The organism is Pseudomonas sp. P5_109 (assembly GCF_034009455.1).
Classification (GTDB): Bacteria; Pseudomonadota; Gammaproteobacteria; order Pseudomonadales; family Pseudomonadaceae; genus Aquipseudomonas.
In genome coordinates this window covers 1629656-1651997 of record NZ_CP125380.1, presented here as the reverse complement: position 1 = coordinate 1651997, position 22342 = coordinate 1629656, and the positions used below count along the sequence as shown (strand labels likewise).

Here is a 22342-nt window from a genome sequence, read left to right as displayed (position 1 = left end):
AGGACAAGAGGAGCTCAACATGAAAGCGCCCCGCGTGACCCTTGATCAATGGCGAACGCTGCAAGCGGTGGTCGATCACGGTGGTTTCGCCCAGGCCGCCGAGGCGCTGCATCGCTCGCAATCGTCGGTCAGCTACACCGTGGCACGCATGCAGGATCAGCTCGGTGTGCCATTACTGCGCATCGACGGACGCAAAGCCGTGCTGACCGAAGCCGGCGGCGTGCTGTTGCGCCGTTCCCGGCAACTGGTCAAACAGGCCAGTCAACTCGAAGACCTGGCCCATCACATGGAACAGGGCTGGGAAGCCGAAGTGCGCCTGGTGGTCGATGCCGCTTACCCAAGCGCCCGCCTCGTGCGCGCCTTGACCGCGTTCATGCCGCAAAGCCGTGGCTGCCGGGTGCGCCTGCGCGAGGAAGTATTGTCGGGAGTAGAGGAAGTCCTGCTCGAAGGCGTGGCCGACCTGGCCATCACCGGGTTCAGTATTCCCGGTTACCTGGGCGCGGAATTGAGCGACGTCGAGTTCGTCGCGGTCGCCCATCCAGAGCATCCCCTGCACCGCCTCAACCGCGAACTGAGCTTCCAGGACCTGGAAAGCCAGATGCAAGTGGTGATCCGCGACTCGGGGCGCCAGCAACCACGGGACGTCGGCTGGCTCGGTGCGGAACAGCGCTGGACCGTCGGCAGCCTGGCCACCGCCGCAACCTTTGTCAGCAGCGGCCTGGGATTTGCGTGGCTGCCTCGGCACCTGATCGAACGGGAACTCAAGGAAGGTACGCTCAAGCTGCTACCGTTGGACCAGGGCGGTAGCCGCAACCCGAGCTTTTACCTGTATTCGAACAAGGACAAACCGCTCGGGCCGGCCACGCAGATTCTCATCGAACTGCTGCGAACGTTCGACACCGCACCACTGGACGCACCGTTCGCCGCCCCCGAACAAGCCTGACACGGAGTGTATGCATGGCCTATTTCGAACACGAAGGTTGTAACCTGCACTATGAGGAATATGGCCACGGCACGCCGCTGCTGCTGGTCCACGGTCTCGGTTCCAGTACGCTGGACTGGGAAAAACAGATCCCGGCCCTGGCCACCCGCTATCGGGTGATCGTCCCGGATGTCCGCGGCCACGGCCGTTCGGACAAGCCCCGGGAGCGCTACAGCATTGCCGGATTCAGCGCTGACCTGATCGCACTGATCGAGCACCTCAATCTCGGCCCGGCACACTATGTCGGCCTGTCCATGGGCGGCATGATCGGCTTTCAACTGGGCGTTGATCAGCCGCAACTGCTCAAGAGCCTGTGCATCGTCAATAGCGCGCCCGAGGTCAAACTGCGCAGCCGCGACGATTACTGGCAGTGGTTCAAGCGCTGGAGCCTGATGCACGCACTCAGCCTGCGCACCATCGGCAAAGCCTTGGGTGGCAAATTGTTTCCAAAACCCGAGCAGGCCGACTTGCGACAAAAAATGACCGATCGCTGGGCAAAAAACGACAAACATGCTTATCTCGCCAGCTTCAATGCCATTGTAGGCTGGGGGGTCCAGGAACGACTTTCGAAGGTTACCTGTCCAACCCTCATCGTCAGCGCCGACCGTGACTACACACCAGTGGCGCTGAAGGAAAACTACGTAAAACTGCTGCCCGATGCGCGGCTGGTAGTGATCGCCGATTCACGCCACGCCACGCCGCTGGACCAGCCTGAACACTTCAACCAAACACTGCTAGAGTTTCTGACCGCAGTCGACACCACCACTCAGGATCACTGACCCATGCTGAAAAAAATCGCCCTCGCCGCAGGCTCCGTCCTGTTTGCCGCCAACCTGATGGCCGCGACGCCGGAAAAGGCCCCGCATGTGCTGCTGGACACCACCAACGGCCAGATCGAAATCGAACTGGACCCGGTCAAGGCGCCGATCAGTACCAAGAACTTTCTTCAATATGTGGACAGTGGTTTTTACAACAACACAATTTTCCACCGTGTGATCCCAGGCTTTATGGTTCAGGGCGGCGGTTTCACCCAACAGATGCAACAAAAAGAAACCAAAGAACCGATCAAGAACGAGCACAAGAACGGCCTCGTCAACGTGCGTGGCACCTTATCGATGGCCCGTACCTCTGATCCTGACTCGGCGACAAGTCAGTTCTTCATCAACGTCAAGGACAACGACTTCCTGGATAGCGGCGACGGCTATGCGGTATTCGGCAAAGTGGTCAAAGGCATGGACGTGGTCGACATCATCGTCAATTCGCCAACCACCGTTCGCAGCGGCATGAAGGACGTGCCGGCCGACCCGGTCTTCATCAAGTCGGCCAAGCGCATCGACTGAGACTAAGCTGGACAAGGATGTCCGAGCCGTTGCCGGCTTTGCCGGCAACGCTCAAACCGTTTAAAGGAGAGCCCGTTCGCGGGCGAAAACAACATGCTTTATCGCCGTTTTGAAAAACTGATCGATGTTTTCCGTGAAGCACCGACGGCGTCTCCGCCGGACCGGGTTTTCCCTTTTTATACCTATTACCTCAAGCAGGTCTGGCCGAGCTTTGCCGCCCTGCTGTTCGTCGGCCTGATTGGTGCCTTGATCGAGGTGGCGTTGTTCAGCTACCTGAGCCGCATCATCGACCTGGCCCAGGGCACGCCGAACGTCAATCTGTTCAAGGACCATGCCCTCGAACTGACCTGGATGGTGGTGGTTGCACTGGTGTTGCGCCCGATATTCGTGGGCTTGCATGACCTGCTGGTGCACCAGACCCTGAGCCCCAGCATGACCAGCATGATCCGCTGGCAGAACCACAGCTACGTGCTCAAGCAGAGCCTGAATTTCTTCCAGAACGACTTCGCCGGGCGCATCGCCCAGCGCATCATGCAAACCGGTAACTCGCTGCGCGATTCCGCCGTGCAAGCCGTGGATGCGTTGTGGCATGTGCTGATCTATGCCATCAGTTCCCTGGTGCTGTTCGCCGAAGCCGACTGGCGCCTGATGATCCCGCTGCTGACGTGGATCTTCTCCTTCATCGGCGCCCTTTGCTATTTCGTGCCACGGGTCAAGGATCGCTCGGTGGTGGCGTCCGATGCGCGCTCCAAACTCATGGGGCGGATTGTCGACGGCTACACCAACATCACCACCCTGAAGCTGTTCGCCCATACCAACTTCGAGCAGCAGTACGCCCGCGAAGCGATCAAGGAACAGACCGAAAAAGCCCAACTGGCCGGCCGTGTGGTCACCAGCATGGACGTGGTCATCACCAGCATGAACGGCCTGCTGATCGTCTGCACCACCGGCCTGGCCCTGTGGTTGTGGACGCAGTCGCTGATCAGCGTAGGGGCGATTGCCCTGGCCACCGGCCTGGTAATCCGCATCGTCAACATGTCCGGCTGGATCATGTGGGTGGTGACCGGCATCTTCGAAAACATCGGCATGGTCCAGGACGGCCTGCAGACCATCTCGCAACCGGTCAGCGTCACCGACCGCGACCAGGCCAAACCCCTGGCGGTGGCCCGTGGCGAAGTGCGCTTCGAACAAGTGGATTTCCACTACGGCAAGCAGAGCGGGATCATTGGCGACCTCAACCTGACCATCAAGGCTGGCGAGAAAATCGGCCTGATCGGCCCGTCCGGTGCCGGCAAATCGACCCTGGTCAACCTGCTGCTTCGCCTGTACGACGTCGAAGGCGGACGCATCCTGGTTGATGGCCAGAACATCGCGGACGTCAGCCAGGAAAGCCTGCGCGAACGCATCGGCATGATCACCCAGGACACCTCGCTGCTGCACCGCTCGATCCGTGACAACCTGCTGTATGGCAAGCCCGATGCCACCGACGCGCAACTCTGGGAAGCGGTGCACAAGGCCCGGGCTGACGGTTTCATTCCTTCACTGTCGGACGCTGAAGGTCGCACCGGTTTCGATGCCCACGTTGGCGAACGCGGGGTGAAACTTTCCGGCGGCCAGCGCCAGCGCATCGCCATTGCCCGCGTGTTGCTCAAGGACGCACCGATCCTGATCATGGACGAGGCCACCTCGGCACTGGATTCGGAAGTCGAAGCGGCGATCCAGGAAAGCCTGGAAACCCTGATGCAGGGCAAAACCGTGATCGCCATCGCTCACCGGCTCTCGACCATCGCCCGGATGGACCGGCTGGTGGTGCTGGAAGACGGCAAGATCGCCGAAACCGGAACCCACGCCGAACTGCTCGCCCATGGCGGTCTGTATGCACGGTTGTGGCAACACCAGACCGGTGGGTTTGTCGGGATCGATTGAGTTTGCGGCGACCACAAAACCTGTGGGAGCGGGCTTGCTCGCGAATAGGCCGTGTCAGTCGACATCAATGTTGAATGACCCGCCGCCTTCGCGGGCAAGCCCGCTCCCACACGAGGTCAAGTGACGCAGGAAGATCATAAAAAACCGCCAGAGCCTGTCAAACACGGGTCCTGGCGGTTTTTTTTGCTCACTGGAATTCTGAAAAAACCGTGCTGTACTCACTTCAACGTTCTGGAGGTGGTTCTGCAGTCCATCGGCTGGATGCACAAGGCAGCATAATCTCGAAAGGGCACTCTCTATGTCTCTGTTAAAACGTTCGGCTACAGAGTTGGTAGGTACGTTCTGGCTGGTGTTGGGTGGTTGCGGCAGTGCGGTGTTGGCAGCTGCTTTTCCGGATGTGGGGATCGGTCTTCTCGGGGTGTCATTCGCGTTTGGCCTGACAGTGCTGACCATGGCTTTCGCCATCGGCCATATTTCCGGTTGTCATCTCAACCCTGCGGTGTCCCTCGGCCTGGTGGTGGGTGGGCGGTTTCCGGCCAGTGAATTGCCGGCCTACGTCGTTGCCCAGGTCATTGGCGGCGTGATTGCAGCCGCCCTGCTGTATTTCATTGCCAGCGGCAAACCCGGGTTCGAACTGGCCGGCGGCCTGGCGTCCAACGGCTATGGCGAACACTCACCCGGTGGTTATTCGATGGCATCAGGGTTTGTCACTGAACTGGTGATGACCGCAATGTTCATCCTGATCATCCTCGGCGCCACCGATAAACGTGCACCGGCTGGCCTGGCACCGATTGCCATCGGCCTGGGGCTGACGCTCATCCACCTGATCTCTATCCCGGTCACCAACACCTCGGTCAACCCGGCGCGCAGCACCGGCCCGGCGCTGATCGTCGGCGGCTGGGCGATTCAACAACTGTGGATGTTCTGGGTCGCACCGCTACTCGGTGCAGTGGTCGGCGGCGTGCTGTATCGCTGGCTGGGCAAGGAAGAAAGCTGAAACGCTGAAGATCAGCCTTGTCGATAAGGCAAGGCTGACTTCGCCTCCTCTGCATACGCCAGCACTCCCAACCGCTCCTGCTCCAGAAAGTCTTTCACCGCCGCCTTCAATCCCGGATGCCGCAAGTAGTGCCAGGAATGGGTAATGACTGGCTCGAATCCGCGAATCAATTTGTGCTCACCCTGGGCCCCGGCATCGAAACGCCGGAAACCGTTGGCGATGGCGTAGTCCATGCCCTGATAGAAACAGGTCTCGAAATGCAGGCGATCGAACTCCGCCAGGCATCCCCAGTAACGGCCATAAAAGCTGTCGCCCCCCACCAGGCTGAACGCCATCGCCACCGGCCGTGAACCCTGTTTGGCCAGCACCACGCGAATCGATTCCGGCATGCGTTCGGCCAATAGGCTGAAAAACTCCCGTGTCAGGTACGGCGCTTGCCGGCGCACCGCATAGGTATTGGCGTAGCAGGCGTAGACGAAGTCCCATTGCGCCTGGCTCAGTTCCCGCCCCTCCAGCCATTCGAACTCGAAGCCCTGCCCGGCCACCTGCTCGCGCTCCTTGCGCATCTGTTTGCGCTTGCGCGAACTGAGCACGTCGAGGAAGTCCTGGAAATCCCGGTAGCCACGATTCTGCCAGTGATACTGACAGCCCACGCGCTGCAGCCAGCCCGGCTGCTCGCTCAAGGCCGCGTCGGTGAACGGATCGGTGAAGTTGATGTGCGCGCTGGACAGCCCTTCAAGCTCAAGGTAGCCCGGCAGGCTTTTCAACAACTCGAAACCGTCTTCGACCGTGGCCGCCAACAGTCGCGGCCCGGTGACCGGACTGAACGGCACGGCACTCAACAGTTTGGGGTAGTAATCGATGCCGGCGCGTTCGCAGGCATCGGCCCAGGCGTGATCGAACACGTACTCGCCGTAGGAATGCCACTTGCGATAACCCGGCAGCGCGGCGATCAGGCGGTCACCTTCAACGTGCAGCAAATGCTCGGGCTGCCAGCCGGTATGAGGGCCGACGCTGCCGCTGTCTTCCAGTGCGCTCAAAAAAGCGTGACGCAGAAAAGGCTGAGTCTCGGGCACCAGTGCGTCCCACGTCTGCGGGGCGATTTCTGACAGTTTTTGCAGGCGTTGCAACGGCATCACCATCCTCACTCTTCATGGCGTGAAAGCCCCGCGAGTATCGCCGATCGCACTCCTTTGCACACGGTCAATTCGACGACAGTGCTCTAACTCAATAGTTCAGGGCGACTTTGTATCGTCATCGACATGACATCACATTGCCACTGCTCTGTAATAAACCATCGCGATACTGGCGCCTGTTTTTAGAGCGCCGGGTTATACCCGGCCACAGTTTTCCGCCCCTTATGGTCGGTTGTGTCCCGGATGGCTCTGTCATCCCCTCTCATCTTCGGAGATTGATATGCGTCTTGCTTCCACGAAAACTGCGGCGGCCTTGTGCGGTGGCCTGTTGCTGGCCATGAGTGTTCCGGCCAGTGCCGCAGTCGACGCCAAACTGCTCGACATGCTCAAGGCTAACGGCTCGATCACCAACGCGCAGTACAGCGAACTGCAAGCCGAGCTGGCCAGGGATCAGAAAGACCAGCAGATCGCCCGTCAGGCTCAGCAAGAGACCAACGAGCAAATCGCGGCCACCGCGAAGAAAACCGACACACTGAGCGCTTTCGACCAGAAGCTTGCCTGGGCGGCAAAGACCCAATTCAAGGGCGACGTGCGCTTCCGTCAGGAAAACGTCCACAACGATGGCGTGCCGAACAACAAGGACCAGGACCGCCAGCGCATTCGTGCCCGCCTGGGTGCCTACAGCGAAATCAACCCGCAGGTCGACACCGGTATCCGTATCGCCACCGGCAGCAACGACGACGCTCGCTCGACCAACCAGGACCTGAACAACTACTTCGACAAGAAGCAGATCTGGCTGGACCAGGGTTACATCGACTACCACCCGGACGCGATCAAGAACCTGCACCTGGTTGGCGGCAAGATGCCGCAACAATGGGTGAGCATGGGCGACATCATCTGGGATAGCGACATCAACCCGGAAGGTCTGGCCGTTACTTACAAGTACCCGCTGAGCGGCAGCACCGAGTTGTTCGGTAGCGCCGGTCACTACACCCTCAAGGACAACGTCGACGGCGAAGGCGTGCAGTTCAAGCACGACCTGCGCCTGTACGCCGGCCAGTTGGGTGCGCGCTTCGCCATCACCGACAGCATGAAAATGACCTTGGGCGGCAGTCTCTACGCCTACGACAACGACGACAGCAGCGCCTGCCCTACCAGCGGCACAGTCACCGCGCCATGCGCACTGGCCGTCAACGGCAACAGCCCGGGCGAACAGTTCAAACTGTACGAAGGCTTTGGCCAGCTGGACTTCAGCAACCTGCCAGTTCCGCTGTCGATCTACGGTCAGTACGTCAACAACACCGATGCCAGCAACGACCAGGACACTGGCTGGCTGGCCGGTGTGAAGTCGAAGATCTATGGCTTCAACCTGGACTACAACTACCGCGACGTGCAGCGTAACGCAGTGGTTGGCGCCTTCACCGACTCCGACTTCGCCAACGGCTTCACCGGTTCACGCGGCAGCAAGCTGAAAGTGAGCTACGACCTGGACAAGAACTTTGCCCTGGGCGCGACCTACTTCATGGCGACTTCGGACCAGACCAACGCCAACATCAACAAGAAGGATTCGGACATCAACACCCTGCAACTGGATGCCGAAGCCAAGTTCTGACTCACCCGCTATACGACTCTGGCAAGGATGCCTGAGCCCCTTTTACAGCCTGGCGTTGGTGTGTCGGTCCCCATCATCCTCCGATGCATCAACGCGAGTCTGTTTTCACATCCCCGCCTGAAAATGTTCATTTGTGGCGAGGGGGCTTGTCGGAACGCCGCACCGCCCCGTTGGATCGCGCAGCGATCCCAAAACCAGCCACTGCTATTTTCCTGGAGCACCGCGTCAACCTGACCTGCGACTACTGCGTAGTCGAACGGGGGCAAGCCCCCTCGCCACAAAAGCCCACCGCAAAAAAAATCGCAGCCTTGGGCTGCGATTTTTTCATCTGCTGCGACAGTCTATTCAAGCTCAGCGCTTGCGCAGCAACACGCTACCAATAGAATAACCGGCACCGAACGAACTGAGCACAGCCAGCGAACCGGCCGGCAGATCGTCCTGGTTCTTGTGGAAGGCAATCACGGAACCGGCGGAGCTGGTGTTGGCGTAGGTGTCGAGAATCACCGGCGCTTCCTGTTCGGTGGCGTCGCGGCCCAACAGCTTCTTGACGATCAGGTGGTTCATGCTGAGGTTGGCCTGGTGCAGCCAGAAGCGCTTCACGTCGCTGACGTTGAGCTGATTCTCCTGCAGATGCTCAGCGATCAGCTCGGCCACCATCGGGCAGACTTCCTTGAACACCTTGCGGCCTTCCTGCACGAACAGTTTGTCCTTGGCGCCGATGCCCTCTTGCGCCGCGCGGTTGAGGAAGCCGAAGTTGTTGCGGATGTTGTTGGAGAACTTGGTCAGCAGCTTGGTGCTGACGATATCGAACTGGAACTTGGACGTCGCCAGGTCAGCACGCTCGATGATCACCGCCGTGGCAGCGTCACCGAAGATGAAGTGGCTGTCACGGTCACGGAAGTTCAGGTGGCCAGTGCAGACTTCCGGGTTGACCATCAGGATCGCCCGGGCCTGGCCCAGTTTCACGCTGTTGGCGGCGGTCTGGATACCGAAAGTCGCCGAAGAACAGGCCACGTTCATGTCGAAACCGAAACCCTGGATACCCAGCGCTTCCTGCACTTCAATGGCAATGGCCGGGTAGGCACGTTGCAGGTTGGAGCAGGCGACGATCACGCCATCGATGTCGGCAGCGGTCTTGCCCGCGCGTTGCAAGGCTTGCTCGGCCGCGCCGATGGCCATCTGGCAAAGCACCGACCATTCGTCGTTGGAACGTTCCGGCAGGCGCGGAGCCATGCGTTGCGGGTCGAGGATGCCTTCCTTGTCCATGACAAAGCGGCTCTTGATGCCGGAGGCTTTTTCGATGAACGCTGCGCTGGACTCGGTCAACGCTTGCACTTCACCGCGCGCGATGGCGTCAGCGTTGTCGGCGTTGAATTGCGCGACGTAAGCATTGAAAGACTGCACCAGCTCTTCGTTGGAAATGCTGTTGGCCGGGGTGTACAGGCCGGTGCCGCTGATGACGACGTTATGCATGGTCGTGTCTCTAATCTGTTCAGGCAGAAAGCATTGGCACCGTCGTACCAATACACAAAGGGTCTATTCCCATCCGGGGGACGCAAACCTGGCATCGCTTTATTCCTGCTCGCAACCTGGTCGAAGGCTCTAGGTCGCGAAACTGGCGTTTATGGTCGCGAAGTTTGCCATAAAGCTTGGGTTTTGGCGCCTTTTGCGAGAGCAACGCAATACTTGTAGGAGCGAGCTTGCTCGCGATGAACCAGAGAACGCCGTGGGGTGTCAGGTTCCCAGCGTTATCGTTGACGACCATCGCGAGCAAGCTCGCTCCTACAGGGATTGTGTCAGGGCTCTACCTGACTCCACTGCTTGCTTAGGCGTTTGTCGGAGATCGGCACTTTGGTTCCCAACTGTTGCGCAAACAGCGAAACCCGATACTCCTCCAGCCACCAGCGATACAACTCCAGCTGCGGATCGCGCTTGCCTTCCTGGGCGTGTTTGTTGGCGCGGGTCTGGTACTGCGTCCACAGGCCGGACAATTCGCCGCTCCAGACCCGGTCGCGCTGCACTTGGGCACCGATTTTCTCGAAACGCTGCTCGATGGCCTTGAGGTAACGCGGTAATTCCTTGAGCCACTGCATCGGCGTTTCCCGGACAAAACCCGGATAGACCAGGTGGCTGAGCTGCTGCTTGATGTCGTTCAAGGCCACGGCTTGTGCCAGATCGATCTTGCCCTTGAAGCGCTTTTGCAGGCCGTGCCAGAGTTTGAGGACTTCCAGGGTCAGCTTCGCCACGCGCTCGGCGTGCTCGGTCCAGGCGCCACGTTTGCGCTCGGCCAGCGACGCCAATCCGGCGCCATCGCGAGGCAGCGGGTCTTCGCCTTCGAGAATGCAGCTGTCGAGGCTGGCCAGCAGAATGTCTTCCACCAGTGCATCGACACGCCCCATGTCGCGATACAGCAGGCCCAGTTCAGTCAGGCCCGGCAACTTGCCACGCAGGAACTTCGCCGACTCGGCCAGTTGCTGCATCAGCAGGCGCTGCAAGGCACGGCGATGCTGGAACTCGGCCTCGGCCGGGGTCGAGAAACGCCCTTCCTTGACCGTACCGCTCTCCTCCACCAGCGCCGGATAGACCGTCATCGACAGCCCGGCGATCTTCTGTTGGGTTTTCTCGGCCACGGCGGCGAACACTTTCGGCTCCACCGGTTGCTGGCTCTTCGCGGTTTGCGGCACGGCCAACGCCGCCTGGCTGGCCTCGGCGAAACGCGCCGTCAGTTCCGCCAGGTCGCGACCTTCACCGAGGAACTTGCCCTGGGCGTCGACGATTTCCAGGTTCATCCGCAGATGGCTTTCAACCTGCTGCGCCGCCTCGGCCCAGGCTTCATCGCTGACCCGCGCACCGGTCATGCGCAGCAGCTCGCGCCCTAAAGCCTGGGGCAGCGAGCCCTCGGCAAAGGTCATGCGCTGCAACGCCGCCTTGACGAAGTCCGGCACCGGCACGAAATTCTTGCGCAAGGCCTTGGGCAGGTTGCGCACCAGGGCAATGCACTTGGCTTCGATGACACCCGGCACCAGCCATTCCAGGCGTTCCGGCGGCAGCATCGGCAACAGCGGTGCAGGCACGCGCAGGGTCACGCCGTCGCGCGGGTGATTCGGTTCGAAGTGGTAGCTGAGGGCCAATTCCAGATCGCCGATGTGCAAGGTGTCCGGGTAATGCTGGGCGGTGACTTCACTGGCTTCGCGGGCCAGCACGTCCTCTTCGCGCATGATCAGCAGTTGCGGGTCTTTCTGGCTGTTGATCCGGTACCAGCTGTCGAAGGTCGCGGTCTGGTGGATCTCCGGCGGCAGACGCGCATCGTAGAAGGCGTACAGGGTTTCTTCGTCGGCGAGGATGTCGCGGCGACGGGCCTTGGCTTCCAGTTCGTCGAGCTGTTCCAGCAACTGCTTGTTGGCCGCCAGGCACTTGGCCTTGGACTGGATTTCACCGCGCACCAGCGCTTCGCGGATGAACAGTTCCCGCGACACCACCGGGTCCACCGGGCCGTAATGCACCGGCCGGCGCCCGACCACGATCAGCCCGAACAGGGTGATCTGCTCGAACGCCACGACCTGGCCGCGCTTCTTCTCCCAGTGGGGTTCGAAATGGTTTTTCTTGATCAGGTGCCCGGCCAGCGGCTCGATCCAGTCGGCATCGATCTTCGCCACCATCCGCGCGTAGAGCTTGGTGGTTTCCACCAGTTCAGCGGTCATCAGCCATTGCGGGCGCTTCTTGCCGATGCCCGACGACGGGTGAATCCAGAAGCGCCGCTGACGCGCACCGAGGTAATCACCCTCTTCGGTTTTCTGGCCGATCTGGCTGAGCAAGCCCACCAGCACCGCTTTGTGCAGTTTCGGATAGTCCGCCGGCTCTTTATTGAGGCTCAACTGCATGTCGCGGCAGATCAGGCTCAGCTGGCGATGGGAATCGCGCCATTCGCGCAGGCGCAGGTAATTCAGGAAATTCTTGCGGCACCAGTTGCGCAGCGGGTTGGCGGTCAGCGCCTGGCGCTGCTCCTCGAATCCGCGCCACAGATTGACCAGCCCGGCGAAGTCCGAGTCGGGGTCTTTCCATTGGGCGTGGGCTTGATCCGCCGCTTGCTGACGCTCCGGCGGACGCTCGCGTGGGTCCTGGATCGACATCGCGCTGGCGACGATCAGCACTTCCTGCAAGCTGCCGAGCTTGGCCGCTTCCAGCAACATGCGGCCCATGCGCGGGTCCACCGGCAGTCGCGCCAGTTGACGACCGAGCGGGGTCAGCTGGCTGTTGCGATCCACCGCCGAGAGTTCTTGCAGCAGGTTGTAACCGTCGCTGATGGCCTTGCCGTCCGGCGGCTCGATGAACGGGAACTCGGTGACTTCGCCGAGGCGCAGATGCAACATCTGCAAGATGACGGCGGCGAGGTTGGTGCGCAAGATTTCGGGATCGGTAAATTCCGGGCGCCCGAGGAAGTCTTCCTCGCTGTAGAGGCGGATGCAGATACCCGGCTCGACCCGCCCGCATCGACCTTTACGCTGGTTGGCGCTGGCTTGGGAAACCGCCTCGATCGGCAGCCGCTGAACCTTGGCGCGGTAGCTGTAGCGGCTGATGCGCGCGGTGCCGCTGTCGATCACGTAGCGAATACCCGGCACGGTCAGCGAGGTTTCCGCGACGTTGGTCGCCAGGACCACGCGACGGCCCGGGTGCGACTGGAAAATCCGCTGCTGCTCGGCCGGCGACAACCGTGCGTACAGCGGCAGGATTTCGGTGTGCTTGAGCTGGGCCTTGCGCAGCATTTCGGCGGCGTCGCGAATCTCGCGCTCACCGGGCAGGAACACCAGCACGTCACCGGGACTGCGGCCTTCGCTGCGCTCATAGGCGGCGATTTCATCAAGGGTGGCGAGAATCGCCTGATCCACTGTCAGGTCGTCCTCGACGCGGTTGCCCTCTTCGTCCTGCTCCAGGGTCAGCGGGCGATACCAGGTGTCCACCGGAAAAGTGCGCCCGGAAACTTCGACTATCGGCGCATCATCGAAATGCTTGGAGAAACGCTCCAGATCGATGGTTGCCGAAGTAATGATGACCTTCAGGTCCGGACGACGCGGCAGCAGGGTTTTCAGATAGCCGAGCAGGAAGTCGATGTTGAGGCTGCGTTCGTGGGCCTCGTCGACGATGATCGTGTCGTAGCGTTCCAGGTAGCGGTCGTTCTGGGTTTCCGCCAGCAGGATGCCATCGGTCATCAGCTTGATCAGGGTGTTGGAATCGCTCTGATCCTCGAAACGCACCTGATAACCGACCAGCGCGCCCAGCGGCGTGCCGAGCTCTTCGGCGACCCGGCTGGCGACGCTGCGCGCAGCGATCCGGCGCGGTTGGGTGTGGCCGATCAAGCCGTGCTGGCCGCGACCGATTTCCAGGCAGATCTTCGGTAACTGGGTGGTTTTACCCGACCCGGTTTCACCGGCGATGATCAACACCTGGTGCTTTTCCAGCGCCTTCTTGATTTCGTCGCGCTTGGCGGCGATCGGCAGGCTGTCGTCGTAACGAATCACCGGCAGGCTGGCGCGGCGCGCCAGCACCTGCTCACAGGACGCCTGCATGCGCGCAACCCACTGGGCCAGCTTGGCCTCGTCGGGTTTCTTGCGCAGCTCAAGCAACTGCCGCCGCAGCCGGTGGCGGTCGGCAAGCATGGCGTGATCGAGGTTTTTCAGCAGTTTGTCGATGGAGGGCGATTCGTCGGTCATCGGGTACGCAATTCAGTCGTCTAGTGGCGCAGGGGGGCGATTGTCGCAGATTTGAAGGTTGAGCGAGATCCCTTGTAGGAGCGAGCTTGCTCGCGATGAACTCAAGAACGCCACGGGGTGTCAGGTTTCCCGCGTCACCGTTAACGACCATCGCGAGCAAGCTCGCTCCTACAGGGATGCGTACCGGTGCTACTCGCTGTCGAGGCCTTTACGCCGATACGGGAATACATCGATCACTTTGCCGCCCCGAATCGCTTCCTGCAGGCTTTTCCAGTAATCGGCGTTGTACAACTCGCCATGCAACTGATCGAACAGCTTGCGCTGCCCGAAATCGGCAAACAGGAACGGCGGAAACTCTTCCGGGAACACGTCCAGCGGCCCGATCGAATACCACGGTTCGGAAGCCATTTCGTCTTCCGGGGTGCGCGGTTGCGGGATGTGGCGGAAGTTGGCCTCGGTGAGGAAGCAGATCTCGTCGTAGTCGTAGAACACCACGCGGCCATGACGGGTGACGCCGAAGTTCTTCAGCAGCATGTCGCCGGGAAAGATGTTGGCCGCCGCCAGTTGCTTGATCGCCAGGCCGTAGTCTTCCAGGGCTTCTCGCACCTGCGCCTCGTTGGCGTTCTCCAGGTAGAGGTTCAGTGGGGTCATGCGCCGTTCTGTCCAGCAGTGGCGGATCAGCACCGTATCGTCTTCCACCGAGACCGTGGACGGCGCAACTTCCAGCAGTTCCTCCAGGCATGCCGGATCGAACTTGCTCAGGGGAAAACGGAAATCGGCAAACTCCTGGGTATCGGCCATGCGCCCGACGCGGTCGACACTCTTCACCAAACGGTACTTTTCGATCACCGTGGCGCGGTCGACGTTTTTCGACGGCGAGAAACGGTCCTTGATGATTTTGAACACGGTGTTGAAACCCGGCAGGGTAAACACGCTCATGACCATGCCGCGCACACCGGGGGCCATGATGAACTGGTCGTCGGTGTTGGCCAGGTGGTTGATCAGCGCCCGGTAGAACTCCGACTTGCCGTGCTTGTAGAAGCCGATCGAGGTGTACAGCTCGGCAATGTGCTTGCCCGGCAGGATACGCCGCAGGAAACCGATGAACTCCGCCGGCACCGGCACATCCACCATGAAATACGAACGGGTGAAGGAGAAGATGATCGACACGTCCGCCTCATCGGTGATCAGCGCATCGATCTGGATGCCGCGGCCTTCGAGATGCAGCAGCGGAATCGCCAGCGGCCATTGCTCGTCGGCGGTGTAGATGCGCCCGACCAGGTACGCGCCCTTGTTGCGGTAGAGCACCGAGGAAAACAGTTCGACGCTCAGCTCCGGGTCCTTGCATACCCAGTCCGGCAGGTTCTCGCGCAGTTGCGCTTCGAGGCGCTTCAGGTCGCCGGACAGGTCGGCGTAATCCTCGCTGAAGCGGTAGTCGGCGAAGATGCTGGCGAGCATGGCCGACAATTGGCCCTGCGGCTTGTAGGTTCGGGTTTGCGCGGCCCGGGCCCGGCGCAGGCTCGGCCGGGTGGTGTGGATGAACATGCAGCCATCGCTGATCAGGTCGTGGCTGAACAGCCCGCAGAAGATCGAGTTGTACCAGGTCTCGGACAGTTCATCGTCGAAGCGCAGGTCGATCAGGCTGATATAGGCGCTCTTGACCAGCGGCCAGCAGCTGACGTCCAGCGTGTCGGCGTCAAACGCGGTGCGCAGGCGCGCCACCGTTTCAGCGACTTTGTCTTCGTACAGATTGATCCGCGCCGCCGACGCCGATTGTGTCTCTTGCCACTTGGCCTGTTCGAAGCGGGCCCGGGCGCCGTCGGTGATCTGGCGAAAATGCTCGCGGTAATCGTCAAAGCCATCGAGGATCAAGCGGGCGATGTCGGCGGCTGGCCATTGCTGCGGCATGGTGAGACCTCTGCGGGAATTCGGGAGCCCTGAGCTTAGCCAGTGAAGCAGGTGCAGGAGAAGCGTAATTTTGCGGGCGAATTGAATGCCCGGTTTTCGGTTGCCATCGATCACACACTCAGCAACACTTTCGCCCCTCCATCAAGGAAGGACCGCGTTGTGAACCCCGTCGATATTTTCCGTTTACTGTCCCTGGCGGCCATTTGGGGAGCGAGTTTCCTGTTCATGCGCATCATCGCCCCGGTGATTGGCAGCATTCCAACCGCGTTTTTCCGTGTATCCATCGCCGCTGCCGGACTGCTGGTGATTCTCGGGCTGATGCGCATCAGTTGGGATTTCAAGGGCAAACTCAAAACCGTGATGCTGCTCGGGGTGATCAACTCCGGGATTCCGGCGACGCTCTATTCGGTGGCCGCGCAGGTGCTACCAGCCGGTTACTCGTCGATTTTCAATGCCACGACGCCATTGATGGGCGTGCTGATCGGCGGCCTGTTTTTCCATGAAAAGCTCACTGGCGCCAAGCTCGGCGGCGTGTTCCTGGGGCTGTTCGGTGTGGGCGTGCTGACCCGTGCCGGTCCGGTGGCGTTCGATATGGCACTGCTGATGGGTGCCGTTGCCTGCCTGCTCGCGACCACTTGCTACGGCTTTGCGGGGTTTCTCGCCCGGCGCTGGCTCGATCAGGCCGGTGGCCTCGACAGCCGTTTGTCGGCACTGGGCAGCATGCTCGGCGCGACGTTGTTCCTGCTACCGCTGTTCGGCTACAGCGTGATCAGCCAACCACCCGCGAGTTGGGGCGGCTGGAGCGTGTGGCTATCGCTGCTGGGCTTGGGTCTGGGATGCACGGCGTTTGCGTACATTATTTACTTCCGGCTCCTGAGCTCCATTGGCCCGGTGAAATCGATGACCACAACTTTCCTGATCCCGCTGTTCGGGGTGTTGTGGGGGGGACTGTTTCTCGATGAGCCGCTGTCAATGGCGCATGTCTATGGCGGGATGTTGATTGCGCTGGCGTTGTGGCTGGTGTTGAAGCCGGCTGCGGTGAAACCTGGCCTGGTGGCTGACCGGTAGGGTTGTTGCGAGTCGGATGACGCCTTCGCGGGCAAGCCCGCTCCCACATTTGATCAGAGTGTTCACAAATTATGCGTTCACAACAGATCCAGTGTGGGAGCGGGCTTGCTCGCGAAGGCGATAGCCCAGACACCGACAATCACAAGGCCGAAGCACTCATCTCCCCATCCACTAACCGCCGAATTCCCAGCGGATTGCCGTTCTGCAACGCTTCGGGCAGCAACGCATCCGGATAGTTCTGGAAGCACACCGGCCGCAGGAAGCGATCGATCGCCAGGGTGCCCACCGAGGTGCCCCGCGAGTCAGACGTCGCCGGATACGGCCCGCCATGCACCATGGCCTCGCAGACTTCGACCCCGGTCGGATAGCCATTGAGCAAGATCCTTCCGACCTTCTCCTGGAGCAACTCAGCCAGCCAGCGGTACTCCAGCAATTCTTCGGCCTCGCCGATCAACGTCGCCGTCAATTGCCCGCGCAGGCCATGCAGCGCCGCCGCCAACTGCGCCCGATCCTCGACCTCAATGACAATGGTGGTCGGCCCGAACACTTCCTCCTGCAACAACTCATCGCCCTTGAGCAACAGGCTGACATCGGCCTTGAACACCTGCGGTTGAGCCTGATTGCCTTGTTGTGGCCGGCCCGCCAGATGGGTCAGGCCCGGATGCTCGTGCAGTTCGCCAAGACCCCGGCTGTAGCTGACCAGCGCGCCGGCGTTGAGCATGGTTTGCGCCGGTTGCTGGTTCATGTGGGCGCAGAATGTCTCAAGGAAAGAACTGAACTGCGGCGAGCGCACACCAATGACCAAGCCCGGATTGGTGCAGAACTGGCCACAGCCCAGGGTGACCGAGCCGGCCAATTGCGCCGCGATCTGCTCGCCACGCACCTTGAGGGCTTCGGGCAGCAGGAACACCGGGTTGATGCTCGACATCTCGGCGAACACCGGGATCGGCTGCGCCCGATTAGCAGCCATGTGGCTCAGGGCATTGCCGCCTTTGAGTGAGCCGGTGAAGCCGACCGCCTGAATCGCCGGATGCTTGACCAGCCATTCGCCGACACCGCCGCCATAAATCATGTTGAACACACCGGCCGGCATGCCGGTTTTTTCCGCGCCGCGGATGATCGCGTCAGCCACCCACTCGGCGGTTGCCATGTGCCCGCTGTGGGCCTTGAACACCACCGGGCAACCGGCGGCCAGTGCCGAAGCGGTATCGCCGCCGGCTGTGGAAAACGCCAGCGGGAAGTTACTGGCGCCGAACACTGCAACCGGCCCCAGGCCGATGCGGTACTGACGCAGATCCGGGCGTGGCAACGGCTGCCGATCCGGCAATGCGCGGTCGATGCGCGCACCATGGAAATCACCGCGACGCAGCACCTTGGCGAACAGGCGCAACTGGCCGCTGGTGCGTGCGCGCTCACCTTGAATACGCCCGGCCGGCAACGCGGTTTCGCGGCACACGGTGGCGACGAACTCATCGCCCAGCCCGTCGATTTCATCGGCGATGGCATCGAGGAACGTTGCGCGCTTTTCAGCGCTGAGGTTGCGATAAACCGGGTAAGCGCTGGCGGCGGCTTTGGCGGCGGCATCCACTTCGGCTTCGGATGCCTGAATGAAGAATCCGGAGAGCGCTTCGCCCGTCGTTGCATCGAGGCTTTGCAGCTGCGTCGTGCCGTTGGCACTGCGGCGACCGCCAATGTAGTTGTGTCCGAGAAACTGGGTCATATGGACTCCTTGGTCAAATGCAGACCTGTAGGAGCCGGCTTGCTGGCGATAGCGATTTGGCGCGCGACGTTGATGATCATTGCGCCATTGCCATTGCGATCGCCAGCAAGCCGGCTCCTACAAGGGTTAAAGCGTGCGCACCTGACCGATGCCAAGCGGCTGGGCGCTTTCGCCGATACCGTTGACCAGCGGCGCGCCGAACTCATCGAGGCTGATCTGGAAGCTGTCTCCCGGCTGGGTCTTTACCCCGTCGGCAAACGACAGCGTGGCGGTGCCGAAGTAATGCACGTGCACATCACCAGGACGCAGGAACTGCGCGTACTTGAAGTGATGAAACTCCAGGTTGGCCAGGCTGTGGCACATGTTGTCCTCGCCGCTGAGAAACTCCTTTTCCCAGATCGTTTCACCGTCGCGCTTGATACGGCTGGTGCCGACCAGATGCCTGGGCAACTCGCCGACGCGTAGTTCCGGGCCATAGGAACAGCAGCGCAACTTCGAATGGGCGAGGTACAGGTAGTTGCGCCGTTCCATGACGTGGTCGGAGAACTCGTTGCCCAGGGCGAAACCGATGCGGTACGGCTGGCCATCATCGCCAATCACATACAAGCCGGTGAGTTCCGGCTCTTCACCGGCGTCTTCGGCGAATGGCGGCACCGGGAAATCCGCACCGGGGCGCACGACGATGCTGCCGTCGCCCTTGTAGAACCATTCCGGTTGCGCGCCGACCTGCCCTGCCGCCGGTTTGCCGCCCTCCAGCCCCCACTTGAACATGCGCATGGTGTCGGTCATGCCAGCTTCGACGGCGCCGTCGTGCTGATGCATTTTGTCCCGCGTCGCCGCGCTGCCCAAATGGGTCAGACCGGTGCCACTGATCAGGCAATGCGCCGGGTCCTCGTGGTCCAGTGGCGGCAGGACCTTGCCCTGCTGCAACAGCGTTGCGTAATCCGGTCCGGGCTCGGTGCCGCGCAGGGCGATCTCTTCTTGCAGACTGCGTTGGGCACGAATGGCGGCCACCGCCAGTTCACGGGTGCTGCGGGTATCACGCAACACCTGGACCTGAGCCCCTTCAACCAAGCCGACCTGGCGTTGTCCGTCGGTGTTTTCAAACTGAATCAGGCGCATGTCGGCCCTCCGAAAAGTCGTGTTGGGCGCCGCCGCTGAGCGACGCCGGACGGTCACTCGATGATGTTGAAATCGCTCAGGTACTCATCGGAGATTTCCAGACCCAGCCCCGGTTTGTTGTCGTCGAGCTGGATGTAGCCGTTGACCGGTTGCGGCTCGCCCTTGAACACGTAGTAGAAGAGCTCGTTGCCGACTTCGACATCGAACACCGGGAAGAACTCGGCCATCGGCGAGGCCGTGGTGGACATGGTCAGGTGGTAGTTGTGCATCTGCCCGGCGTGCGGGATGACCGGCACCGACCAGGCTTCGGCCATGGCGTTGATCTTGCGCGCGGCGGTAATACCGCCTACGCGGTTGGTGTCGTACTGGATCACATCGACGGCACGGCGTTCCAGCAGGTCCTTGAACCCGTAGGAGGTGAACTCGTGCTCGCCGCCGGAGATCGGCATGATCCCCATCTTCTTCAGTTCGATGTAGCCTTCGATGTCATCGGCGATCACCGGTTCTTCGAGCCAGCGAGGTTCGAACTCGGCCAGTTTCGGCAACATGCGACGCGCATATTCGAGGGTCCAGCCCATGTAGCATTCGAGCATGATGTCGACGTCAGGGCCGGCCAGCTCACGCAGGGCGCGCACTTGTTCGATGTTGCGACGCATGCCGGCCGGGCCGTCTTTCGGGCCATAGCCGAAGCGCATCTTCAGCGCGGTGAAACCCTGGCTCAGATAGCCCTGGGCCTCTTCGAGGAACAGGTCGAGGTTGTCGTTGGCGTAGAGTTTGGACGCGTAGGTCCAGATCTTTTCCTTGGTGCGGCCGCCCAGCAGCTTGAACACCGGCTTGTTCACCGCTTTGCCCATGATGTCCCAGATCGCGATGTCGATCGCCGAGATCGCCGCCATGCCGATGCCCTTGCGGCCCCAGGCGTGGCTCTGGCGGTACATTTTCTGCCAGATGTATTCGTTGTCGAACGGGTCTTCGCCAATGGCGATCGGTGCCAGGTAGGTGTCGATGATTTCCTTGGCCACACGCGGCGCCAGGGCGCAGTTACCGATGCCAACGAGGCCGGTGTCGGTCTCGACTTCTACCACCAGCCAGCCGTGGAAACGGAACGAGCCCATGGCGTCGCCACGTTCGAACAGGATGTCGCTGGCGTTGGTGCAGAAGTGCGCCTGGGGTGGCACGACTTTGCCTTTCCACTCGAAAACGCGGGTACGGATCGCTTTGATTTTCATGAATACAGTTCCTTGCTAACGCTTGGGTAGTGATCAGCCAACCTGAGCCGGTGTGAGCTGCGAGGGGGATTTAGGGGTGTGGGTGGTACGAAGTCGGGACAGCAGGACGGCGCCGATAATGCCAACCGTGGCCAGGGCGAACATGCCGGCGCGGGGGTCTGCAAAACTGCTTTCCATCACGGTTTTCAGGTTCGGTGCAACGAAGCCGCCGAGGTTGCCGATAGAGTTGATCAGGGCGATCCCGCCCGCCGCGGCGGCACCGCTGAGGTAGCTGGTGGGGATGGTCCAGAACAGCGGTTGCACAGAGACGAAACCGGCAGCCGCGAAGCAGAACGCGAGGACAACCGGCACCATGCTCGTACCCAGCGCGGAGGCGGCGATACCAAGGGCAGCCATGGTCAGCATGCACACGGCGAGGCGACGGTGCTGGCCGGTACGGTCGGCATAGCGAGTGACGAGGCGGGTCACGATCAGCGCGCAGATCCACGGGATTGCGGTGATCAGGCCGACGTTCAGGCCAACATGCCCGTCAAGCAAACCTGCGATACGGGTCGGCAGGTAGAACACCACGCCGTACACGCTCATCTGAATGGTGAAATACGCCAAGCAGAATTGCAGCACCCGAGGGTTGCGCAAGGCACTGAGGAAACCGTGGGGGCTGCTGTGTTTTTTCTGTGCGTCTTCTTCGGCCAGGGCAGTGCCCAGCGCCTGTTTTTCTTCAACGCTCAACCAGGTCGCGTCGCTTGGGCGATTGACCAGGTAGAAGTACGCCGCGATGCCGACTACCGAAGCCATCAAGCCTTCGACAACGAACAGCCATTGCCAGTTGGTCAGGCCGAACACGCCGTGGAATTCCAGCAACCAGCCGGACAACGGGCTGCCCAACACCAGCGCCAGGGGCAGGCCGAAATAGAACAGGCCCAGCGCCTGGCCACGGCTCTGCGCCGGGAACCAGTAGGTGAGGTAAAGGATGATCCCCGGGAAGAACCCGGCTTCAGCCACACCCAGCAGGAAGCGCAGCACGTAGAAAGTTTCGGCATTGTGAGCAAACATCATCGCCGCCGACACCAGGCCCCAGGTGACCATGATCCGGCACAGCCAGACCTTGGCGCCGAGGCGATGCAGCATGTAATTGCTAGGCACTTCGAAGAACGCGTAACCGATGAAGAAGATGCTCGCGCCGAACGCGAACGCGGCATCGCCCAACCCGGTGTCGGCCTGCAACGCCGCTTTGGCGAAGCCGACGTTGGAGCGATCGATGAACGCCAGGATGTACATCAGGATCAGAAACGGCAGCAGGCGAAGCCGGCTTTTGGAGATAGCGCTGGACAGCGCCAGGGCGGAATCTGGGCGGGTCATGTGAAGGTTCCTTTTGCTGCCGGTATGTGCCTTGCGGAAGTGACAAGGCGGGCTTTTTGTAGTTGTCATTCGCTTGATCGCCGTGGCCGAAAGTGGCCGGTTGCGTTCATTCGATGGAGCGACTTTAGCCAGCGCAAAGGGTTGCGGATAATCACTTATGCGTATCCGGCGATAACCTGGGGTGATAGGAAAAACCGATTATTGAGTAGATCGAGTTATCAGCCTTTCCACAAAA

Annotated in this window: 15 protein-coding genes; 7 read left to right on the top strand and 8 right to left on the bottom strand. The window is 61.0% G+C overall.

Annotated elements, in window-relative coordinates; genetic code table 11:
• Window positions 1-19 precede the first annotated feature (19 nt).
• From QMK54_RS07335 to aqpZ, 5 genes are all read left to right on the top strand, one after another.
• Complete coding sequence (locus QMK54_RS07335) at window positions 20-943, top strand: LysR family transcriptional regulator (RefSeq protein WP_007972479.1); 924 nt, start codon at window positions 20-22, stop codon at window positions 941-943.
• A 14-nt stretch (window positions 944-957) separates the two neighbouring features.
• Window positions 958-1761, top strand: coding sequence for an alpha/beta fold hydrolase (locus tag QMK54_RS07330; protein WP_110660040.1), 804 nt, complete (start codon window positions 958-960; stop codon window positions 1759-1761).
• Between the two features lie 3 nt (window positions 1762-1764).
• Window positions 1765-2322 carry a peptidylprolyl isomerase gene (locus QMK54_RS07325; protein ID WP_110660041.1) on the top strand — a complete coding sequence of 186 codons (558 nt, stop codon included), beginning with the start codon at window positions 1765-1767 and terminating at the stop codon, window positions 2320-2322.
• A gap of 93 nt (window positions 2323-2415) precedes the next feature.
• Window positions 2416-4248 carry an ABC transporter ATP-binding protein gene (locus QMK54_RS07320; protein WP_110660042.1) on the top strand — a complete coding sequence of 611 codons (1833 nt, stop codon included), beginning with the start codon at window positions 2416-2418 and terminating at the stop codon, window positions 4246-4248.
• 298 nt (window positions 4249-4546) lie between these two features.
• Complete coding sequence (aqpZ, locus tag QMK54_RS07315; protein ID WP_110660043.1) at window positions 4547-5245, top strand: aquaporin Z; 699 nt, start codon at window positions 4547-4549, stop codon at window positions 5243-5245.
• A gap of 11 nt (window positions 5246-5256) precedes the next feature.
• Here the strand turns inward: aqpZ and QMK54_RS07310 are convergent, their stop codons facing one another.
• Window positions 5257-6381: a GNAT family N-acetyltransferase gene (locus tag QMK54_RS07310; protein ID WP_110660047.1), complete on the bottom strand. Its 1125-nt coding sequence runs from the start codon at window positions 6379-6381 to the stop codon at window positions 5257-5259.
• 280 nt (window positions 6382-6661) lie between these two features.
• Here QMK54_RS07310 and QMK54_RS07305 point away from each other — a divergent pair, with 280 nt between their 5' ends.
• The gene (locus QMK54_RS07305) at window positions 6662-7993 is read left to right on the top strand and encodes a putative porin (protein WP_110660044.1); all 1332 of its coding nucleotides are present in this window, start codon (window positions 6662-6664) and stop codon (window positions 7991-7993) included.
• Between the two features lie 351 nt (window positions 7994-8344).
• Here QMK54_RS07305 and QMK54_RS07300 read toward each other — a convergent pair whose 3' ends face one another.
• From QMK54_RS07300 to aceK, 3 genes are all read right to left on the bottom strand, one after another.
• On the bottom strand, window positions 8345-9466 hold the full coding sequence (locus tag QMK54_RS07300; protein ID WP_110660045.1) for a beta-ketoacyl-ACP synthase III: 1122 nt from the start codon (window positions 9464-9466) through the stop codon (window positions 8345-8347).
• A gap of 323 nt (window positions 9467-9789) precedes the next feature.
• On the bottom strand, window positions 9790-13701 hold the full coding sequence (gene hrpA, locus QMK54_RS07295; RefSeq protein WP_320402271.1) for an ATP-dependent RNA helicase HrpA: 3912 nt from the start codon (window positions 13699-13701) through the stop codon (window positions 9790-9792).
• A gap of 189 nt (window positions 13702-13890) precedes the next feature.
• A complete protein-coding gene (gene aceK / locus QMK54_RS07290) occupies window positions 13891-15609 on the bottom strand; it encodes a bifunctional isocitrate dehydrogenase kinase/phosphatase (protein WP_110662201.1) in 1719 nt (572 codons plus the stop codon).
• Between the two features lie 159 nt (window positions 15610-15768).
• On the opposite strand from aceK, the gene QMK54_RS07285 reads away from it, so the two are divergent.
• Window positions 15769-16677, top strand: a complete 909-nt coding sequence (locus QMK54_RS07285) for a DMT family transporter (RefSeq protein ID WP_223591380.1) — start codon at window positions 15769-15771, stop codon at window positions 16675-16677.
• Between the two features lie 139 nt (window positions 16678-16816).
• Here QMK54_RS07285 and QMK54_RS07280 read toward each other — a convergent pair whose 3' ends face one another.
• The 4 genes from QMK54_RS07280 to QMK54_RS07265 all read right to left on the bottom strand — a co-directional run bounded on the left by QMK54_RS07280 (window position 16817) and on the right by QMK54_RS07265 (window position 22107).
• Window positions 16817-18397: an aldehyde dehydrogenase (NADP(+)) gene (locus tag QMK54_RS07280; RefSeq protein ID WP_223591382.1), complete on the bottom strand. Its 1581-nt coding sequence runs from the start codon at window positions 18395-18397 to the stop codon at window positions 16817-16819.
• Between the two features lie 126 nt (window positions 18398-18523).
• The gene (araD1, locus tag QMK54_RS07275) at window positions 18524-19519 is read right to left on the bottom strand and encodes an AraD1 family protein (RefSeq protein ID WP_320402270.1); all 996 of its coding nucleotides are present in this window, start codon (window positions 19517-19519) and stop codon (window positions 18524-18526) included.
• A 53-nt stretch (window positions 19520-19572) separates the two neighbouring features.
• On the bottom strand, window positions 19573-20748 hold the full coding sequence (locus QMK54_RS07270; protein WP_015096352.1) for an L-rhamnonate dehydratase: 1176 nt from the start codon (window positions 20746-20748) through the stop codon (window positions 19573-19575).
• A 33-nt stretch (window positions 20749-20781) separates the two neighbouring features.
• The gene (locus QMK54_RS07265; RefSeq protein WP_103394618.1) at window positions 20782-22107 is read right to left on the bottom strand and encodes an MFS transporter; all 1326 of its coding nucleotides are present in this window, start codon (window positions 22105-22107) and stop codon (window positions 20782-20784) included.
• Window positions 22108-22342: the final 235 nt, after the last annotated feature.